Below are 14,281 nucleotides of genomic sequence, written 5' to 3'. Positions count from 1 at the left end.
TCACCCCTCGGGCAATGTTGCCCCGGAACGCGTCCAGGCTTCAGCCGCCGATTCCCAGCACAAAGAAAACGCCGCCAACAGATGGATGCGCAACTCAGTGACCGTCCCCGGCACTCCGATAGCACCCACCAAAAGGATCTGCTCCAACCGCCGCGCTGCATCAGCCAGCTGCTGCGCCCCCACGTTGGCGGCGGCGCTGCGCAGGGCATGCACCACGCGCCGTTCGTGCTCGGCATCGCCCTGACTTGCCTGCCAGCGCTGCGGCCAATCGGCAAACTCATGCACGAAATAGCCCAGGGTCTGCCACCACAGCTGTGGCCGCCCCAGCATCCGGGCAATTGCATCATCTACGTCGAAACCTTCCAATAGGTGAGGAATCTGCATCATGCACCACTTTTCACTCATCAAGCCAGCATTGTCCCATCGGCATCTTGCCCTACGTGTAAAGAACTACAGCCGCAGGGTAAAGATACCGCCCATTGCCCTGCCGGGAAATGCTTCAGGCAACACAAAAATTTACTGTGCATTACAATTCGGGCTCTTTTTCTTCTTGGCTGGCTCCTTCCACCACCATGTCGCATACCGCACTGATTGTTGAAGACGACCCGGGCATGCGCCACTTGCTGCAGGAAACGCTGACCAGCGCCGGCATTGCCAGCCTGTTTGCCGAAACCGGTGCCGCCATGTGGCGGCAACTGGAACATGGCCCGGACCTGATCATTCTGGACCTCAGCCTGCCCGATGCCGACGGCTTGGAGCTGCTGCGCAAGCTGCGGCGACAATCGGAAATTCCCGTTCTCATCCACTCCACGCGCTCGGATGAGATCGAGCGCATCATCGGCATCGAAATCGGCGCCGACGATTTCTTGCCCAAACCCTGCAACATGCGCGAACTGCTGGCCCGCACGCGCAGCCTGCTGCGGCGCAGCCAGCAGCGGAGCAGCCCGACCGGACGTGCCGTATTGCGTTCGCTAAAGTTCGGTGACTGGACCCTCAACGGCGCGACACGCGAACTGGTTCACCACAGTGGCAAAACCGAAACCCTCGGCGTTGCCGCCTTCGCACTGCTCAGCTGCATGCTTGAGCGGCCGTTCGAACCGCTGTCGCGTGATTTCCTGTCACGCACGGCACTGCGCCGGGACTACCATCCTTTTGACCGCATCATCGATGTGCACATCAGTCATTTGCGGCGCCTGCTCGGCAAACAAGGCGACAACACGCCGTACATCAAGACCTTGCGCGCACAGGGCTACATTTTCGTCGCGGCAGTCACCCCCGTCGAATAAGCCACCGCCACTCGCGCAGAGCATTCCGCAACAGACCTCAGACCCAATGCAAAGAGCCGCTCGTGAGCGGCTCTTTTGATCGCATTCTGCCGGATGTCATTCCAACAGACTACGCCGACATCCGCCCACGGTATTGCCTTCGCACGGCCGCGAGCTTTCCCGGTTGATCAGCCAGCGGCCATTGCTGCGCACCATCTCCAGCACTTTGAACACACGGTCGCTGAAGACGTTGGAGTCGTAGTTCTGGGTAAATTCAGCCCGGGCACGATCAGGGCCCTCCATCTTGACCACAATCTGTTCAAGAGTGACCGAAATCGTCTCGCGGGGCGAAATACGCTGCCGGCGCAAGCTATCCCAGTCTTCCCGGCTGAGCCCGCCATCAGGCGTAAAACTCGGTGCATAGAATCCAGTGTAGGCTGCGTAATCCTTGGCTGACCAAGCGGCAGCCCAAGAACGCACGGCACTTTCAACTTCCCCACCGGGACCCGCCGACACTGCAGCCGTCGGCGCCGTCGCAAATACCGGACTGCGTGTCGCCACCAGCATTTCCTGCGCCCGTGCATCCAGTTCCTGGTACGACGCTGCCTTCACATCCACTTCTGCAACCGGGCACAGTGCCGCCGCGTCAACCTGTGCCAGCTCTCTGGCAGCAGGGGTTTCCGTTTCCAGTCGCTGCAGCCCCATGAACTCGAGCAAGGTGCCCATCCCGGCATAAGTCCGCAAATAAGCGAGACTCAGGTCGACCTCGGCATTGACCAGCGAGCGACGGGCAGACAGCAGTTCGTTTTCCGTATCCAGCAAATCGAGCAGGGTGCGCTGACCGACGTTGAATTGATCACGGTAAGCGTCACGCGTTTTCTGTTGCAATTCGACCTGGGTTTTCAGGTACTTCGCCTGCTCACCCAGGCGCGCCACATCGTTGTAGGCAATCTGCAGCGTCTGCCGGGTATCGCGACAGGCCTTCTCGCGCATTTCGACGGCGACGTTCTTGCGTTCCATGTACTGCCGTTCGCGAGCACGATCGGAGCCCCCGTTGAACAGGTTCCAGTTGAGCACCACCTCGGCGACGTTGTTGTCGCGGTCGCCACGTACCCCCTGATAATTGTTGATGGTCTCGGTCCGCGCCCGGAAATCGACCTTGGGCGAATACGCCGCACGGCGGGCGCTGATGTCGTACTGCGCCGCTTCGATGTTCTCTATTGCCGCATGCAGCGTCGGGTTGCGCTGGTACAACACATCCATCGCCGCCTTGCTGGACGCCGGCACACTGCTGCGCACCAGTTGCGGATCAGTAATGCTGGCCGGTGGCAGGGCACCTACCAGCCGCTGATAGCGGGCGGTCACATCGTGCAGGTTTGCCGTTTCCGTGGTCAGATTGACCTCTGCCAGTGCCAGACGGCTACCCGCCTGCTCCAGGTCAGCTCGGCGCCCCACGCCGGAGGCGGTACGGATTTTCAATTGCTCATAGGTTGCCTTGTGGCGGACGTAGTTGTCTTCCGCCAGTTGCAGCAGATTGCGGTAACGCAGCACATCCAGATAGGCACGCCCCGCTTCCAGCGCAACATTTTCCGAGGCTTCCAGCAGTTCGAAGTAACGCACCAGGCGGGCCTTGTCGAGCTTGCGCACTTCACTACGGGTGGCAAAACCGTCAAACAGCATCTGATTCAGCGTCAGCCCGTAGCCACGCCGGTTATACCTGTCGCGTTCAGCATCCGGTGTTTTCAGGCTTTCACGCCCGGCCCCGGCATTGAGATCGACACGCGGGAAGTAACCACCACGCGCCACCCCGATCTCTTCTTCCGCCGCCCTGTAGTTGTGCCATTTGGTCGTCACTTCCGGGCTTTTCAATACCGCCTGCTGTGCGATCTCGCGCAGTTCCTGCTGCACGGTCGAGGCCGGCACTGCGGGGCTTTGTGCCTGCACCCACAACGGCAACACACTTGCCACCAGAAACAGGGAAACTGTTTTCATCTTCATGTAGCCATCCATTCATGCATTGATTCCCCCGCCAGAAACCGTCGCAGGGAAGTCACAGGGAAACATCTTCAAGGGCTCTCTGCAACCAGACCGGAATCTCGTCACCAGCGACTGTGCCCACCCATTCGTTTTACTTTGAAATTTGATTTCAGCACTTGCGCCGAGCATCCTGACTAAACCAGATGTTCAATCGAGGCGAATTGTAAATAGAACATGCCCGTGAAATGTAATGTTTAGTAAATCGAGCACAAAACGGGCATTATCAGTACTCGCCGCCATAAACACGAACCAATATCCGTCATTTCCAGTTGTTTTTGGCACGAACGTTGTCCACACCCCGGCTTTCTGTTAATTTTTGGAAAAATCATCGTTCGCCCTTATGTCTGCTGTACCACCGCTTCCTCAACTTTTCCCCATGTCGCAGGTACTCGCGGGGCACGTGCGGGCCAGACTGCGCCCGCTGCTGCTTGTCCTCTGCGCCATCCTGCTGACAGCATGCAATCAGCCGACGAACGAATTACCTCCTCTGGACTACCGCAGTAGTGCTGAGGAAGGACCTGCGACTTTCCGTTTTGCCGTACACCCACTGCACAACCCGGGCAAACTCGCCGCCGCCTACCAACCCCTGATCGATCACCTGAACCAGCGCCTGCCGCAAGTACATTTCGTACTGGAGGCTTCCCGCGATTACCAGGCGTTTGAGGAAAAACTACGGGCGCGCGCGCCGGAATTCCTCCTCCCCAATCCATGGCAAACGCTGGAAGCCATCAAGGTGGGCTATCACGTCATCGCCATGGCGGGCGATGCGGAGGACTTTCGCGGCATATTCATCGTCCGCCGCGACAGCCCGGTACAAAAACCAGGCGACCTACGCGGCCAGCCTGTCAGCTATCCCTCACCCACCGCCCTGGCGGCCGCCATGCTGCCGCAACTGTTCTTGCATGAGCACGGGATCAACATCCAACGTGACATTGAAAACCGTTATGTCGGTTCGCAAGAGTCTTCCATCATGAACGCCTACCTCGGCCACACTGCCGCAGCCGCCACCTGGCCACCACCCTGGCGCCTGTTCCAGCAGGACCACCCCAAGGAAGCGGCGCAACTCAAGGTCATTTGGGAAACCAGACATCTGGTCAACAACTCGGTCATGGCGCGCGCCGACCTGCCCCACGAACTGGTTACGGCTGTGCGTGAAGAATTGCTGGCACTGAGCACCTCCCGCAATGGTGAAACCATCCTGCAGGGCATGGCAACGGCCCGCTTTCACCCGGCCAGCGACGCTGATTATGCCGTCGTCGCTCAATTCGTCACCCAGTTCGAACGCCACGTGCGCCCGGTGGAAATACCGTGAAAAACACCCTCCGCAACTTTCTCGCCAGCAGCCTGCAACATCAACTGACTCTGGGCTGCACCCTGTTCATTGCGGCGAGCATGCTGCTGCTGGTGATGAATCTGGTGCACCGGCAAGAACGGCACGCCATCGCCGAACAACGTCAGCAGGTGATGGCCTTGGCAGAAAGTGTCGCCGCCTCCGCCGCACTCTGGGTCGCTGCGCGCGATTTTGCCGGCATGCAGGAGAGCATTGGCAGCCTCAGCGCCTACCCCGGGCTACGCCATGCCATCTTGCTCGATACCCGCGGCGAAATCCTCGCCCACACCGATCGCAGCCGACGCGGCCTGTTCCTCCCCCTGCCACCGGCCAATGACACCAGCACGGTGCTGCATGCCCAGCACCTGGCACTGGAGGTTGCCGCCCCCATCCGGCTGCAGCAAGCCCACATCGGCTGGCTGCGCATCGGCATCAACAATGAGGCGCTGGCAGAAGAACTGCGCAATTCCCGGCGGAAAGCTTACATTTACGCTGCGCTCGCCACCCTGCTTGCGGCTTTCTTTGCCCATCTCGCAGCACGCTATCTAACCCACCGTCTGGCCGCTATCGAGCGTGTCACCGATGCCGTCCAGCGCGGCGAACACGGACAGCGGGTCGCACTCACCGGCAGCGATGAAGCAGCCCGTCTCGGCCGTGCCATCAACACCATGCTCGACGCTCTGGCCCGCAGCGAAGCTCGGCTCACCGAGCAACAAGCCTCCCTGGAACAAGAAGTCGCCCTGCGCACCAGCGATCTGGTGCAGGCACGTGATGCAGCGGAAGCTGCCAGCCGGGCAAAAAGCACCTTCCTCGCCAATATGAGCCATGAGTTGCGCACCCCGATGAACGCCATCATGGGTCTGACCAGCATCCTCCGCCGGCGTACCAGCGACCCGGTGACCGCCGAACAACTGGGCAAGATCGACCACGCTTCACGACACCTGCTGCACATCATCAACGACATCCTCGATCTGGCAAAAATCGAAGCCGAGCGCCTGAGCCTGGAGCAACGGGTCTTCCTCCTCGGCAGCATCCTGGAAAACACCCTCAGCCTGCTCAGCCATCGGGCCAGCAGCAAGGGACTTTCCCTGCGCACCAGCATCACTCCTGAACTGGCAGGCCGGCAGGTATTGGGCGACCCGGCCCGGATCGGTCAGGTTCTGCTCAACCTGGCCGCGAATGCCGTCAAATTCACCGACAGCGGCAGCGTCGAACTGGAGCTAAGTTGCCAGGAAGAACATCACGACCGCCTGCACCTGCGCTTCACGGTCCGTGACAGCGGCATCGGCATCGCGGCCGATGTCCTGCCACGCCTGTTCCGCCCTTTTGAACAGGCCGATAACTCGACCACCCGCGAACATGGCGGCACCGGCCTGGGGCTGGCGATCAGCAAACGACTGGTCGAGCTGATGGGCGGGCAGATTGGCGTCGACAGCACACTGGGCAGAGGCAGCACCTTCTGGTTCTCCATCACTCTGCCCACGGTCAGCGGCCCCGACAGGATGCACCCGGATAGCGCCAGCCAGGCTGCCGAGGCCTGTCTGCAACGTCGCCCTCCCGGCACCCGCGTTCTCCTGGTCGAGGACGAGCCGGTCAATCGTGAAGTCTCCCTGACCCTGCTCGAAGATGTTGGCCTGCGGGTCGATGTCGCGGAAGACGGTGAAGCCGCAGTAGCCCTGGCCAGTACCAACGATTACGCCCTAATCCTGATGGACATCCAGATGCCACGCATGAACGGCCTGGATGCCAGCCGCGCCATCCGCCAACTGCCACAGCATGCCACGACACCGATTTTGGCCATGACCGCCAACGCCTTTGCGGAAGACCGCCTGGCCTGCCTGGAAGCCGGAATGAACGAACACATCAGCAAACCGATCAATCCGGAACTGCTGTATGCCACCCTGGTCCACTGGCTCCCGGCCAGCCCCCCCAAACCATGAGTAAATCGATTCACGTTTCCGAGACCCCTGCCACGCAATTCCTCAAAGCACAGCAGGTGGCATTCACGCTCCATCCCTACACTTACGAAGAGCACGGCGGCACGCGCGTCTCGGCACGCGAACTGGGCGTAGACGAACACACGGTCGTCAAGACACTGGTCTTCGAGGACGAGAAAGCCAAACCCCTGCTGGTACTCATGCACGGCGACTGCAAAGTGTCCACCAAAGAGCTCGCCCGTCAGATCGGCTGCAAGAAGATCGAGCCCTGCAAGCCAGAAGTTGCGCAGCGTCATACCGGTTTTCTGGTGGGAGGCACCAGCCCGTTCGGCACCAAAAAGACCCTGCCGGTTTTTGTCGAAGCCAGTATCCTCGAACTCCCCAGGATCTACATCAACGGTGGCCGGCGCGGTTTCCTGGTGGGTATCGACCCCAGTGTCGTACCACGTATCGTCGGCGCACGTAGCGTTAACGTTGCCTTGCCCGGCTGATGCCCCGGCAGCACGCTTCTCCTGAGTCGCGCGCAGCCTGCCCAAGGGCCAGCATGTACAATCCGCAACATCCATTTTCACCGCTCCTGCAGCCATGATCGAAATTCTTGCCGTCGCCGCCGCCTACCTGCTGGGCTCCATCCCGTTTGCCGTGCTGTCCTCGCGCCTGTTCGGGCTGGCCGACCCGCGCACCTACGGTTCGGGCAACCCGGGCGCCACCAATGTGTTGCGCAGCGGCAACAAGAAAGCCGCCCTGGTGACACTGCTCGGCGATGCGCTCAAAGGCTGGCTGGCAGTATTTCTGGCACAACATTTCGGCCTGAGCGACGCGACCATTGCCCTGGTCGCGCTGGCTGTTTTTCTCGGCCATCTGTTTCCGCTCTTTCTCAAGTTCAAGGGTGGCAAGGGAGTCGCCACCGCTGCCGGCGTCTTACTGGCGCTCGATCCCTGGCTGGGTTTATTGACCCTCGCCACCTGGCTGCTGGTCGCCTATGTATCGCGCTATTCCTCGCTAGCCGCCCTCCTTGCTGCACTACTGGCACCGCTCTACGCCGCCACCCTGCATGGTGCCGACAGCCTGTTTGGCGTGGTCGTGCTGATTGCGCTGGCGCTCATTGCCAAACACTGGGGCAATCTGCAACGCCTGATGGCCGGCCAGGAAGGCAGGATCGGCGGCAACAAGCCCCCTGCCGCACAGGAAACGCCACGGAAAAAGAAAAAACGCTGAGACGTCTCGGTCAGAGCCAGCCGGCACGCCTGAAACGCCGGTACAGCACGAAACAGGTGATGCCGATGGCCACCAGCGCCACCGGATAGCCGTATTTCCATTGCAACTCGGGCATGACTTCGAAATTCATCCCCCAGACCCCGGCAAAAGCTGTCGCCACCGCAAAAATACCCGCCCAGGCGGCCAGACGCTTGCTTACTTCGCTATCGCCAATGGCCACCATCGACAGGTTGACCTGAATCGCCGTACCGATGGTTTCACGGATGCTGTCGATCGAGGCATTGATGCGCAACAGGTGATCATAGACATCACGGAAATATTCCCGGCTGGCGGCGCAACAGGCTGGCCCACGGCCGCTCGACAGTTTCGCCGCCACTTCCAGCAAGGGCACGACTGCATGCCGTACGCACATCACCTTGTATTTCAGGTCATACAGACGCTCAATGTTGCTGCGCGCCGCACCCTCGGTAAAGATGTTGGCCTCAATGCCTTCCAGCTCTGATTCGAGCCGATCGACGATGGGGAAATAACGATCCACCACCGCATCCATCAGTGCATACAGAACGAATCCGGCCCCCTGACGCAGCAGATGCGGCTCCCGTTCGCAACGCGCGCGCACACCCAAAAAACCCTGCTGACTGCGATTACGCACCGACAGGATGTAATTGCTGCCGACAAAAACGCTGAGATCGCCCACTGAAAACCCCTCCCCGTCCGGCTCGATCAAGTGCAGCACGGCGAACAGGGCATCATCGTATTCTTCGAGTTTGGGGCGCTGATTACCATTACGCGCATCTTCCACTGCCAGATCATGCAAACCAAACTCGATCTGCATCTGCGCCATTTCTTCCGGGCTGGCATCGCACAAGGCAACCCAGACGAACGTATCCGGTCGCTGCAAGAAATCGCTGATCTCCTCGACCGCCAGATCACGCAGACGGCTGCCATGCTCATAGGCCACGCAATTGATCAGCATGCTCCATCCTCCGTTTCTGCCACGGGCTGCTGCAGCAAAGGCCAGCGTGGCTGCACGGAAAAACTGCCGGCCACTTTCGCCGGCGTACCTGCTTGCAGGCGCAGACACCCCGCCAACGCAATCATCGCCCCGTTATCGGTACAGAACTCCAGCTCCGGGTAATACACCCGGAACCGCTTGCGCCGCGCCTGCGCATTCAACTGTTCACGTAACTGGCGATTAGCCCCGACCCCACCCGCCACTACCAGCGTTTGCAAGCCGGTCGCCTGGAGCGCCTTGAGTGACTTCTTCACCAGCACTTCGACAATGGATTCCTGGAAAGCGCGCGCAATATCTGCGCGCAGCTGCTCATCCAGCGGACCCTCCTGCTCGCGCACCAGGGTCAGCACCGCGGTTTTCAAGCCGGAAAAACTGAAATTCAGGTCCGCAGAGTGCAGCATGGGCCGCGGCAGACTGAAACGCGCAGGATCGCCTGACTCTGCCAGACGCGACAGCAAAGCCCCCCCGGGGTAGGGCAGCCCGAGCAACTTGGCGCTCTTGTCGAAGGCCTCTCCGGCAGCATCGTCGAGGGTTTCACCGAGAATCTCGTAGGCACCTACCGCAGACACCCGCATCAATTGGGTATGCCCACCGGAAACCAGCAGCGCGACGAAAGGAAAAGCGGGGGGATCGGCGGACAACAAAGGCGACAGCAAATGTCCCTCAAGGTGGTGCACCGGCAGCGTCGGCTTGCCCAATGCAAACGCCAGGGATTCCGCAAAAGCGCAACCAACCAGCAGCGCACCGGACAACCCGGGACCACGGGTATAGGCTACGGCGTCAATATCCGCCAGCGACTTGCCGGCGGCAGACAGCGCACCGCGTAGCAGCGGCACCACGCGCCGCACATGATCGCGCGACGCCAGCTCCGGCACCACACCACCATATTCGGCATGCATCGCCACCTGCGAGTGCAGGGTGTGCGCCAGCAAACCGGCATCGCTGTCATACAGCGCCACACCGGTTTCATCGCAGGAAGATTCAACGCCAAGGATCAACATGGCACGCATTTTAACACTTGATTCAATGAGCCCCCTGACATACAATCTCGCGCTTTCCGCAATTTGCCGGAACAAAAATTTTTGCGCGCACTGCCCTTTTACTTGACCTGGCAGGCGCCTTACGGGAGGGGGTGAAACTATGCCGAATATTCGAGTCAAGGAAAACGAGCCGTTCGAAGCTGCCATTCGTCGCTTCAAGCGCACGGTCGAAAAGACTGGTCTCCTGACCGAGCTGCGTGCCCGTGAGTTCTATGAAAAACCCACGGCCGAACGCAAGCGCAAGGCGGCAGCTGCTGTAAAACGCCAAAACAAGCGTCTGCGCAGCCTGACCCTGCCGCCCAAGATGTACTGATCGGGCTCTCCGACGCAGCACACAGCCGCCCGCCACAAGCCGGCGGCTGTTTTTTTGCCCCACGGATTTCCCACCCCATGATTCCCGATTCCTTCATTCAGGATCTACTTGCCCGGATCGACATCGTCGAACTGGTCGATGCTTACGTGCCGCTGAAAAAAGCGGGCGGGAACTACGCGGCCTGCTGCCCCTTCCATAACGAAAAAACCCCCTCCTTCACCGTCAGCCCGGCAAAACAGTTCTATCACTGCTTTGGCTGTGGCGCACACGGCTCGGCCATCGGTTTCGTCATGGAGTACCAGGGCATTGGCTTTGTCGACGCGGTCCGCGAACTCGCCGGCCGGCTGGGCATGAGCGTACCGGAAGACAGCAGCCCCCAGGCCGCACCCCACAGCGAAACGCGTCAGCTGACTGAAGTCATGGCCCGCGCAGCCGCCTGGTACAAGGAGCAGTTACGCCACTCTCCGCGCGCCATCGAGTACTGCAAAAAACGTGGCCTTTCTGGAGAAATCGCTGCCCGTTTCGGCATCGGCTACGCCCCGGATGGCTGGCAGAACCTGCAGGCCATTTTCCCCGACTACGACACCCCCCTGCTCAAACACGCCGGCCTCATCATCGACAACGACGCCGGCCGACGTTACGACCGCTTTCGCGACCGGCTGATGATTCCCATCATCAACCCCAAGGGTGACATCATCGCCTTCGGCGGCCGCATCATCGACCAGGGCGAACCGAAATACCTCAACTCCCCCGAAACACCGCTGTTCGAAAAAGGCCGCGAACTGTTCGGGCTACCACAAGCTCGCCAGGCGCTGCGCGAGAAGAACATTGCCATCGTCACCGAAGGCTACATGGACGTCATCGCCTTGGCCCAGAACGGCGTCGGCAACGCCGTCGCCACCCTGGGCACCGCCACGACCCCGACGCACGTCCAGAAACTGCTGCGCCAGGTCGACCGCATCGTCTTCTGCTTCGACGGCGACACGGCCGGACGCAAGGCTGCCTGGCGGGCGCTGGAAAACGCCTTGGAAATGCTGGCCGACAACAAGTCCATCGGTTTCGTGCTGTTGCCGCCAGAACACGACCCGGACAGTTACATCCGCGACCATGGCAAGGCCGAATTCGAGCGCCTGGTTACCCAGGCCACGCCCCTGTCCGATTTTCTCCTGCGCGAACTTGCCCTGCGCTGCGATCTGACCAGCGCCGAAGGGCGCGCCCAGCTGATCTACGAAGCCAAACCACTACTGCTCAAACTGCCGACGCCTCTACTGCGCCTGCAACTGGTCAAACGCCTGGCCGAAGCCAGTGGCTTCAGCCAGGGTGAAGTCGAACGCCTGTGCGAACTGAAATCCTACGCCACGCCCGCACCTGCCCGCGCCAAACGCAGCCCCCCCTCCCTGGCGCGCAACCTGCTACGCCTGATCCTACACAAACCATCCTTGGCCGCCGGATTGCCAGCCGCACTCCTGCCGGACACACCGGAACGCCCCGCCCTGCTGCGCCTCAAGGCCTGTCTGGAAAACAGCGGCGGCGCCAGCAACTATGCCCTGCTGCGCGAGCAACTACGCGGCCAGCCGGAAGAAAGCCTGATCGAAACCGCCGCAGCGGAACTTCTCGACCTGCCATTTGACGAAGACGAAGCTGACGCTGAATTTCACGCCACCCTCGAAAAGCTCAAAGGTAGCGCGGACATGCGCCGCTTCGCCGAATTGCAAATGAAAGCCCAGCAATTCGGCGTTGCCGGTCTGTCAGCAGAAGAAAAACAGGCGTACATCCAGTTTCTCACCCGCAAACCCCCCGCAACACCCTGATCACCAAACAGCCCGCACCACCGCAGCAGCACCGCCAGCCGTTGCAGCACACAGAGCACGGCCAACCCTTAAAAGCGTGGCTAAGTTATGGTATAATCAGCGGTTTTCCAGATACCCGGATCGTGTTCATGGCCAAGGCAAAAGACACCGCGAAGGAAACCCCCAAGGCACGCAGCAGTAAAGCCAAGGACAAAGCCGTCGACAAGGCAGCCATCAAGGAAGCCATCAAGGAAGCCATTGCGGAAACCCCGCAGCCGCTTGACGCCGAAGCGCGCAAAATGCGCCTCAAGGCGCTGATCAAGCTGGGCAAGGAACGCGGCTACCTCACCTACGCCGAAATCAACGACCACCTGCCGGACGACCTGGTCGACGCAGAAGCCATCGAAGCCATCATTTCCACCTTCAGTGAAATGAGCATCCAGGTCTTCGATGAGGCGCCTGCGGCCGAAGACATCCTGATGTCCGACACCAATGCCAGCAGTGCCGACGAGGAAGAAGTCGAAGCACAGGCCGAACAGGCGCTGTCCACGGTCGACTCCGAATTTGGCCGCACCACCGACCCGGTCCGCATGTACATGCGCGAAATGGGCACTGTCGAGCTCCTCACCCGCGAAGGCGAAATCGAAATCGCCAAGCGCATCGAGGAAGGTCTGAAGCACATGATCCAGGCCATTGCCGCCTGCCCCACCACGATCACCGAAATCCTCGACATGGCCAGCAAGGTCGAGAACGAGGAAATCCGTATCGATGAGCTGATCGATGGCCTGATCGACCCCAATGCCGTCGAAGCAGAACCGGCCCCGGAAGCCCCGGTCAGTGCCGCCAGCGATGACGACAGCGAAAACGAAGAAGCGGAAGAGGAAGAAGAGGAAGAAGAAGAAAACAACGCCGGCGCTGCTGCTGCCGCCTCCCTGCTACAACTGAAGACGGAGGGCCTGGCCCGCTTCGCCACCATCCGCACCCTGCACACCAAGATGCAGAAAACCCTGACCAGCAAGGGTAGCCAGGACAAAACCTATCTCAAGCTGCAAAACCAGCTACTCGACGAGCTGGTGCTGATCCGGTTCACCTCGCGCACCATCGAACGCCTGTGCGACAACGTACGCGCCATGGTGGATGAAGTACGCGCCTGTGAGCGCAAGATTCAGAACATCTGCGTCGACCGCGTACGTATGCCGCGGCCACACTTCATTCAGTCCTTCCCCGGCAATGAAACCAATCTCGACTGGGCGGATGCTGAAATTGCCGCCGCCCCAAAGAGCTATGTTGCCGTGCTCACCCGCAGCGCGCCCGACATCCAGGAAGAGCAGCGCAAGATTCTTGCCCTGCAAGAACGCATCGGCATATCGCTCAAGGAACTGAAAGACATCAACAAGCAGATGTCCACCGGCGAAGCCAAGGCCCGCCGCGCCAAGCGCGAAATGACCGAAGCCAACCTGCGCCTGGTCATCTCGATCGCCAAGAAGTACACCAACCGCGGCCTGCAGTTCCTCGACCTGATCCAGGAAGGCAACATCGGCCTGATGAAGGCGGTGGACAAGTTCGAATACCGCCGCGGCTACAAATTCTCGACCTACGCCACCTGGTGGATCCGCCAGGCGATTACCCGCTCCATCGCCGACCAGGCGCGGACCATCCGCATCCCGGTGCACATGATCGAAACGATCAACAAGATGAACCGGATCAGCCGCCAGATCCTGCAGGAAACGGGCCTGGAGCCGGACCCGGCAACGCTGGCCAAGAAGATGGACATGCCGGAAGACAAGATCCGCAAGATCATGAAGATTTCCAAGGAGCCCATCTCCATGGAAACCCCCATCGGCGACGACGACGATTCCCACTTGGGCGATTTCATCGAAGACCAGACCACGTTGGCTCCAGCCGACGCAGCGATGTTCTCCAGCCTGCGCGGCGTCACCAAGGACATCCTGGACAGCCTGACGACGCGCGAAGCCAAGGTGCTGCGCATGCGCTTCGGCATCGAGATGAATACCGACCACACGCTGGAAGAAGTCGGCAAGCAGTTCGACGTCACCCGCGAGCGCATCCGCCAGATCGAAGCCAAAGCCCTGCGTAAGCTGCGCCACCCGAGCCGCTCTGACAAGCTGCGCAGCTTCCTCGACCCGACCGGTAACTAACCCATGCCGGGCCTCTAGCTCATGCCTGGTTAGAGCAGCGGACTCATAATCCGTTGGTGCCGAGTTCGACTCTCGGGGGGCCCACCAACAAAAATCCCCGTATCTATTGATACGGGGATTTTTTTCATGGCGACGCGTGCGCCATACCGGCAGTTACGCAGCTGAGCCACCGACCCA

12 protein-coding genes and 1 tRNA gene are annotated in these 14,281 nt (G+C 60.4%); 9 read left to right on the top strand and 4 right to left on the bottom strand.

Translation table 11 applies throughout. The features are described 5' to 3' along the window. A complete protein-coding gene (locus tag JYJ39_RS10655; RefSeq protein ID WP_205204229.1) occupies window positions 1-387 on the bottom strand; it encodes an Hpt domain-containing protein in 387 nt (128 codons plus the stop codon). A 185-nt stretch (window positions 388-572) separates the two neighbouring features. Here JYJ39_RS10655 and JYJ39_RS10650 point away from each other — a divergent pair, with 185 nt between their 5' ends. Further along, complete coding sequence (locus JYJ39_RS10650; RefSeq protein ID WP_205204228.1) at window positions 573-1,286, top strand: response regulator; 714 nt, start codon at window positions 573-575, stop codon at window positions 1,284-1,286. 96 nt (window positions 1,287-1,382) lie between these two features. On the opposite strand, the gene JYJ39_RS10645 is transcribed toward JYJ39_RS10650, so the two are convergent. Further along, a complete protein-coding gene (locus JYJ39_RS10645; RefSeq protein ID WP_205204227.1) occupies window positions 1,383-3,263 on the bottom strand; it encodes a TolC family outer membrane protein in 1,881 nt (626 codons plus the stop codon). Between the two features lie 415 nt (window positions 3,264-3,678). On the opposite strand from JYJ39_RS10645, the gene JYJ39_RS10640 reads away from it, so the two are divergent. The 4 genes from JYJ39_RS10640 to plsY all read left to right on the top strand — a co-directional run bounded on the left by JYJ39_RS10640 (window position 3,679) and on the right by plsY (window position 7,787). Next, window positions 3,679-4,614, top strand: a complete 936-nt coding sequence (locus JYJ39_RS10640; protein ID WP_205204226.1) for a PhnD/SsuA/transferrin family substrate-binding protein — start codon at window positions 3,679-3,681, stop codon at window positions 4,612-4,614. Further along, window positions 4,611-6,572 carry an ATP-binding protein gene (locus JYJ39_RS10635; protein ID WP_205204224.1) on the top strand — a complete coding sequence of 654 codons (1,962 nt, stop codon included), beginning with the start codon at window positions 4,611-4,613 and terminating at the stop codon, window positions 6,570-6,572. Before JYJ39_RS10640 ends, JYJ39_RS10635 begins: the two co-directional genes overlap by 4 nt. After that, complete coding sequence (gene ybaK / locus JYJ39_RS10630) at window positions 6,569-7,060, top strand: Cys-tRNA(Pro) deacylase (protein WP_205204222.1); 492 nt, start codon at window positions 6,569-6,571, stop codon at window positions 7,058-7,060. Before JYJ39_RS10635 ends, ybaK begins: the two co-directional genes overlap by 4 nt. A 94-nt stretch (window positions 7,061-7,154) precedes the next feature. Beyond that, window positions 7,155-7,787: a glycerol-3-phosphate 1-O-acyltransferase PlsY gene (plsY, locus tag JYJ39_RS10625; RefSeq protein WP_205204220.1), complete on the top strand. Its 633-nt coding sequence runs from the start codon at window positions 7,155-7,157 to the stop codon at window positions 7,785-7,787. Between the two features lie 10 nt (window positions 7,788-7,797). On the opposite strand, the gene corA is transcribed toward plsY, so the two are convergent. Both corA and tsaD read right to left on the bottom strand, forming a co-directional pair. Further along, window positions 7,798-8,763 carry a magnesium/cobalt transporter CorA gene (gene corA / locus JYJ39_RS10620; RefSeq protein ID WP_205204217.1) on the bottom strand — a complete coding sequence of 322 codons (966 nt, stop codon included), beginning with the start codon at window positions 8,761-8,763 and terminating at the stop codon, window positions 7,798-7,800. Continuing rightward, a complete protein-coding gene (gene tsaD, locus JYJ39_RS10615; RefSeq protein ID WP_205204277.1) occupies window positions 8,757-9,803 on the bottom strand; it encodes a tRNA (adenosine(37)-N6)-threonylcarbamoyltransferase complex transferase subunit TsaD in 1,047 nt (348 codons plus the stop codon). Before tsaD ends, corA begins: the two co-directional genes overlap by 7 nt. A gap of 139 nt (window positions 9,804-9,942) precedes the next feature. Here tsaD and rpsU point away from each other — a divergent pair, with 139 nt between their 5' ends. The 4 genes from rpsU (at window position 9,943) to JYJ39_RS10595 (ending at window position 14,191) form a co-directional block, all read left to right on the top strand. Next, window positions 9,943-10,155 (top strand): 30S ribosomal protein S21, encoded by a 213-nt coding sequence (rpsU, locus tag JYJ39_RS10610; protein WP_205204215.1) that lies wholly within the window; start codon window positions 9,943-9,945, stop codon window positions 10,153-10,155. A 77-nt stretch (window positions 10,156-10,232) separates the two neighbouring features. After that, window positions 10,233-11,966 carry a DNA primase gene (gene dnaG, locus JYJ39_RS10605; protein WP_205204212.1) on the top strand — a complete coding sequence of 578 codons (1,734 nt, stop codon included), beginning with the start codon at window positions 10,233-10,235 and terminating at the stop codon, window positions 11,964-11,966. A 128-nt stretch (window positions 11,967-12,094) separates the two neighbouring features. Next, window positions 12,095-14,104, top strand: a complete 2,010-nt coding sequence (gene rpoD, locus JYJ39_RS10600) for an RNA polymerase sigma factor RpoD (RefSeq protein WP_430622475.1) — start codon at window positions 12,095-12,097, stop codon at window positions 14,102-14,104. An 8-nt stretch (window positions 14,105-14,112) separates the two neighbouring features. Then, window positions 14,113-14,191, top strand: a tRNA-Ile gene (locus JYJ39_RS10595). The last annotated feature ends 90 nt before the right edge of the window (window positions 14,192-14,281 follow it).

The sequence above is a fragment of the Azonexus hydrophilus genome (assembly GCF_905120355.1).
In the GTDB taxonomy this organism is placed as follows: Bacteria; Pseudomonadota; Gammaproteobacteria; order Burkholderiales; family Rhodocyclaceae; genus Azonexus.
The sequence above is the reverse complement of the archived record's forward strand: the minus strand, read 5'-3'. Positions and strand labels throughout refer to the sequence as shown.

Coding starts and splice junctions, on each gene's coding strand:
- JYJ39_RS10655 (WP_205204229.1), bottom strand. CDS start 387: ATGATGCAGATTCCTCACCTATTGGAAGGTTTCGACGTAGATGATGCA.
- JYJ39_RS10650 (WP_205204228.1), top strand. CDS start 573: ATGTCGCATACCGCACTGATTGTTGAAGACGACCCGGGCATGCGCCAC.
- JYJ39_RS10645 (WP_205204227.1), bottom strand. CDS start 3,263: ATGAAGATGAAAACAGTTTCCCTGTTTCTGGTGGCAAGTGTGTTGCCG.
- JYJ39_RS10640 (WP_205204226.1), top strand. CDS start 3,679: ATGTCGCAGGTACTCGCGGGGCACGTGCGGGCCAGACTGCGCCCGCTG.
- ybaK (WP_205204222.1), top strand. CDS start 6,569: ATGAGTAAATCGATTCACGTTTCCGAGACCCCTGCCACGCAATTCCTC.
- plsY (WP_205204220.1), top strand. CDS start 7,155: ATGATCGAAATTCTTGCCGTCGCCGCCGCCTACCTGCTGGGCTCCATC.
- corA (WP_205204217.1), bottom strand. CDS start 8,763: ATGCTGATCAATTGCGTGGCCTATGAGCATGGCAGCCGTCTGCGTGAT.
- tsaD (WP_205204277.1), bottom strand. CDS start 9,803: ATGTTGATCCTTGGCGTTGAATCTTCCTGCGATGAAACCGGTGTGGCG.
- rpsU (WP_205204215.1), top strand. CDS start 9,943: ATGCCGAATATTCGAGTCAAGGAAAACGAGCCGTTCGAAGCTGCCATT.
- dnaG (WP_205204212.1), top strand. CDS start 10,233: ATGATTCCCGATTCCTTCATTCAGGATCTACTTGCCCGGATCGACATC.
- rpoD (WP_430622475.1), top strand. CDS start 12,095: ATGGCCAAGGCAAAAGACACCGCGAAGGAAACCCCCAAGGCACGCAGC.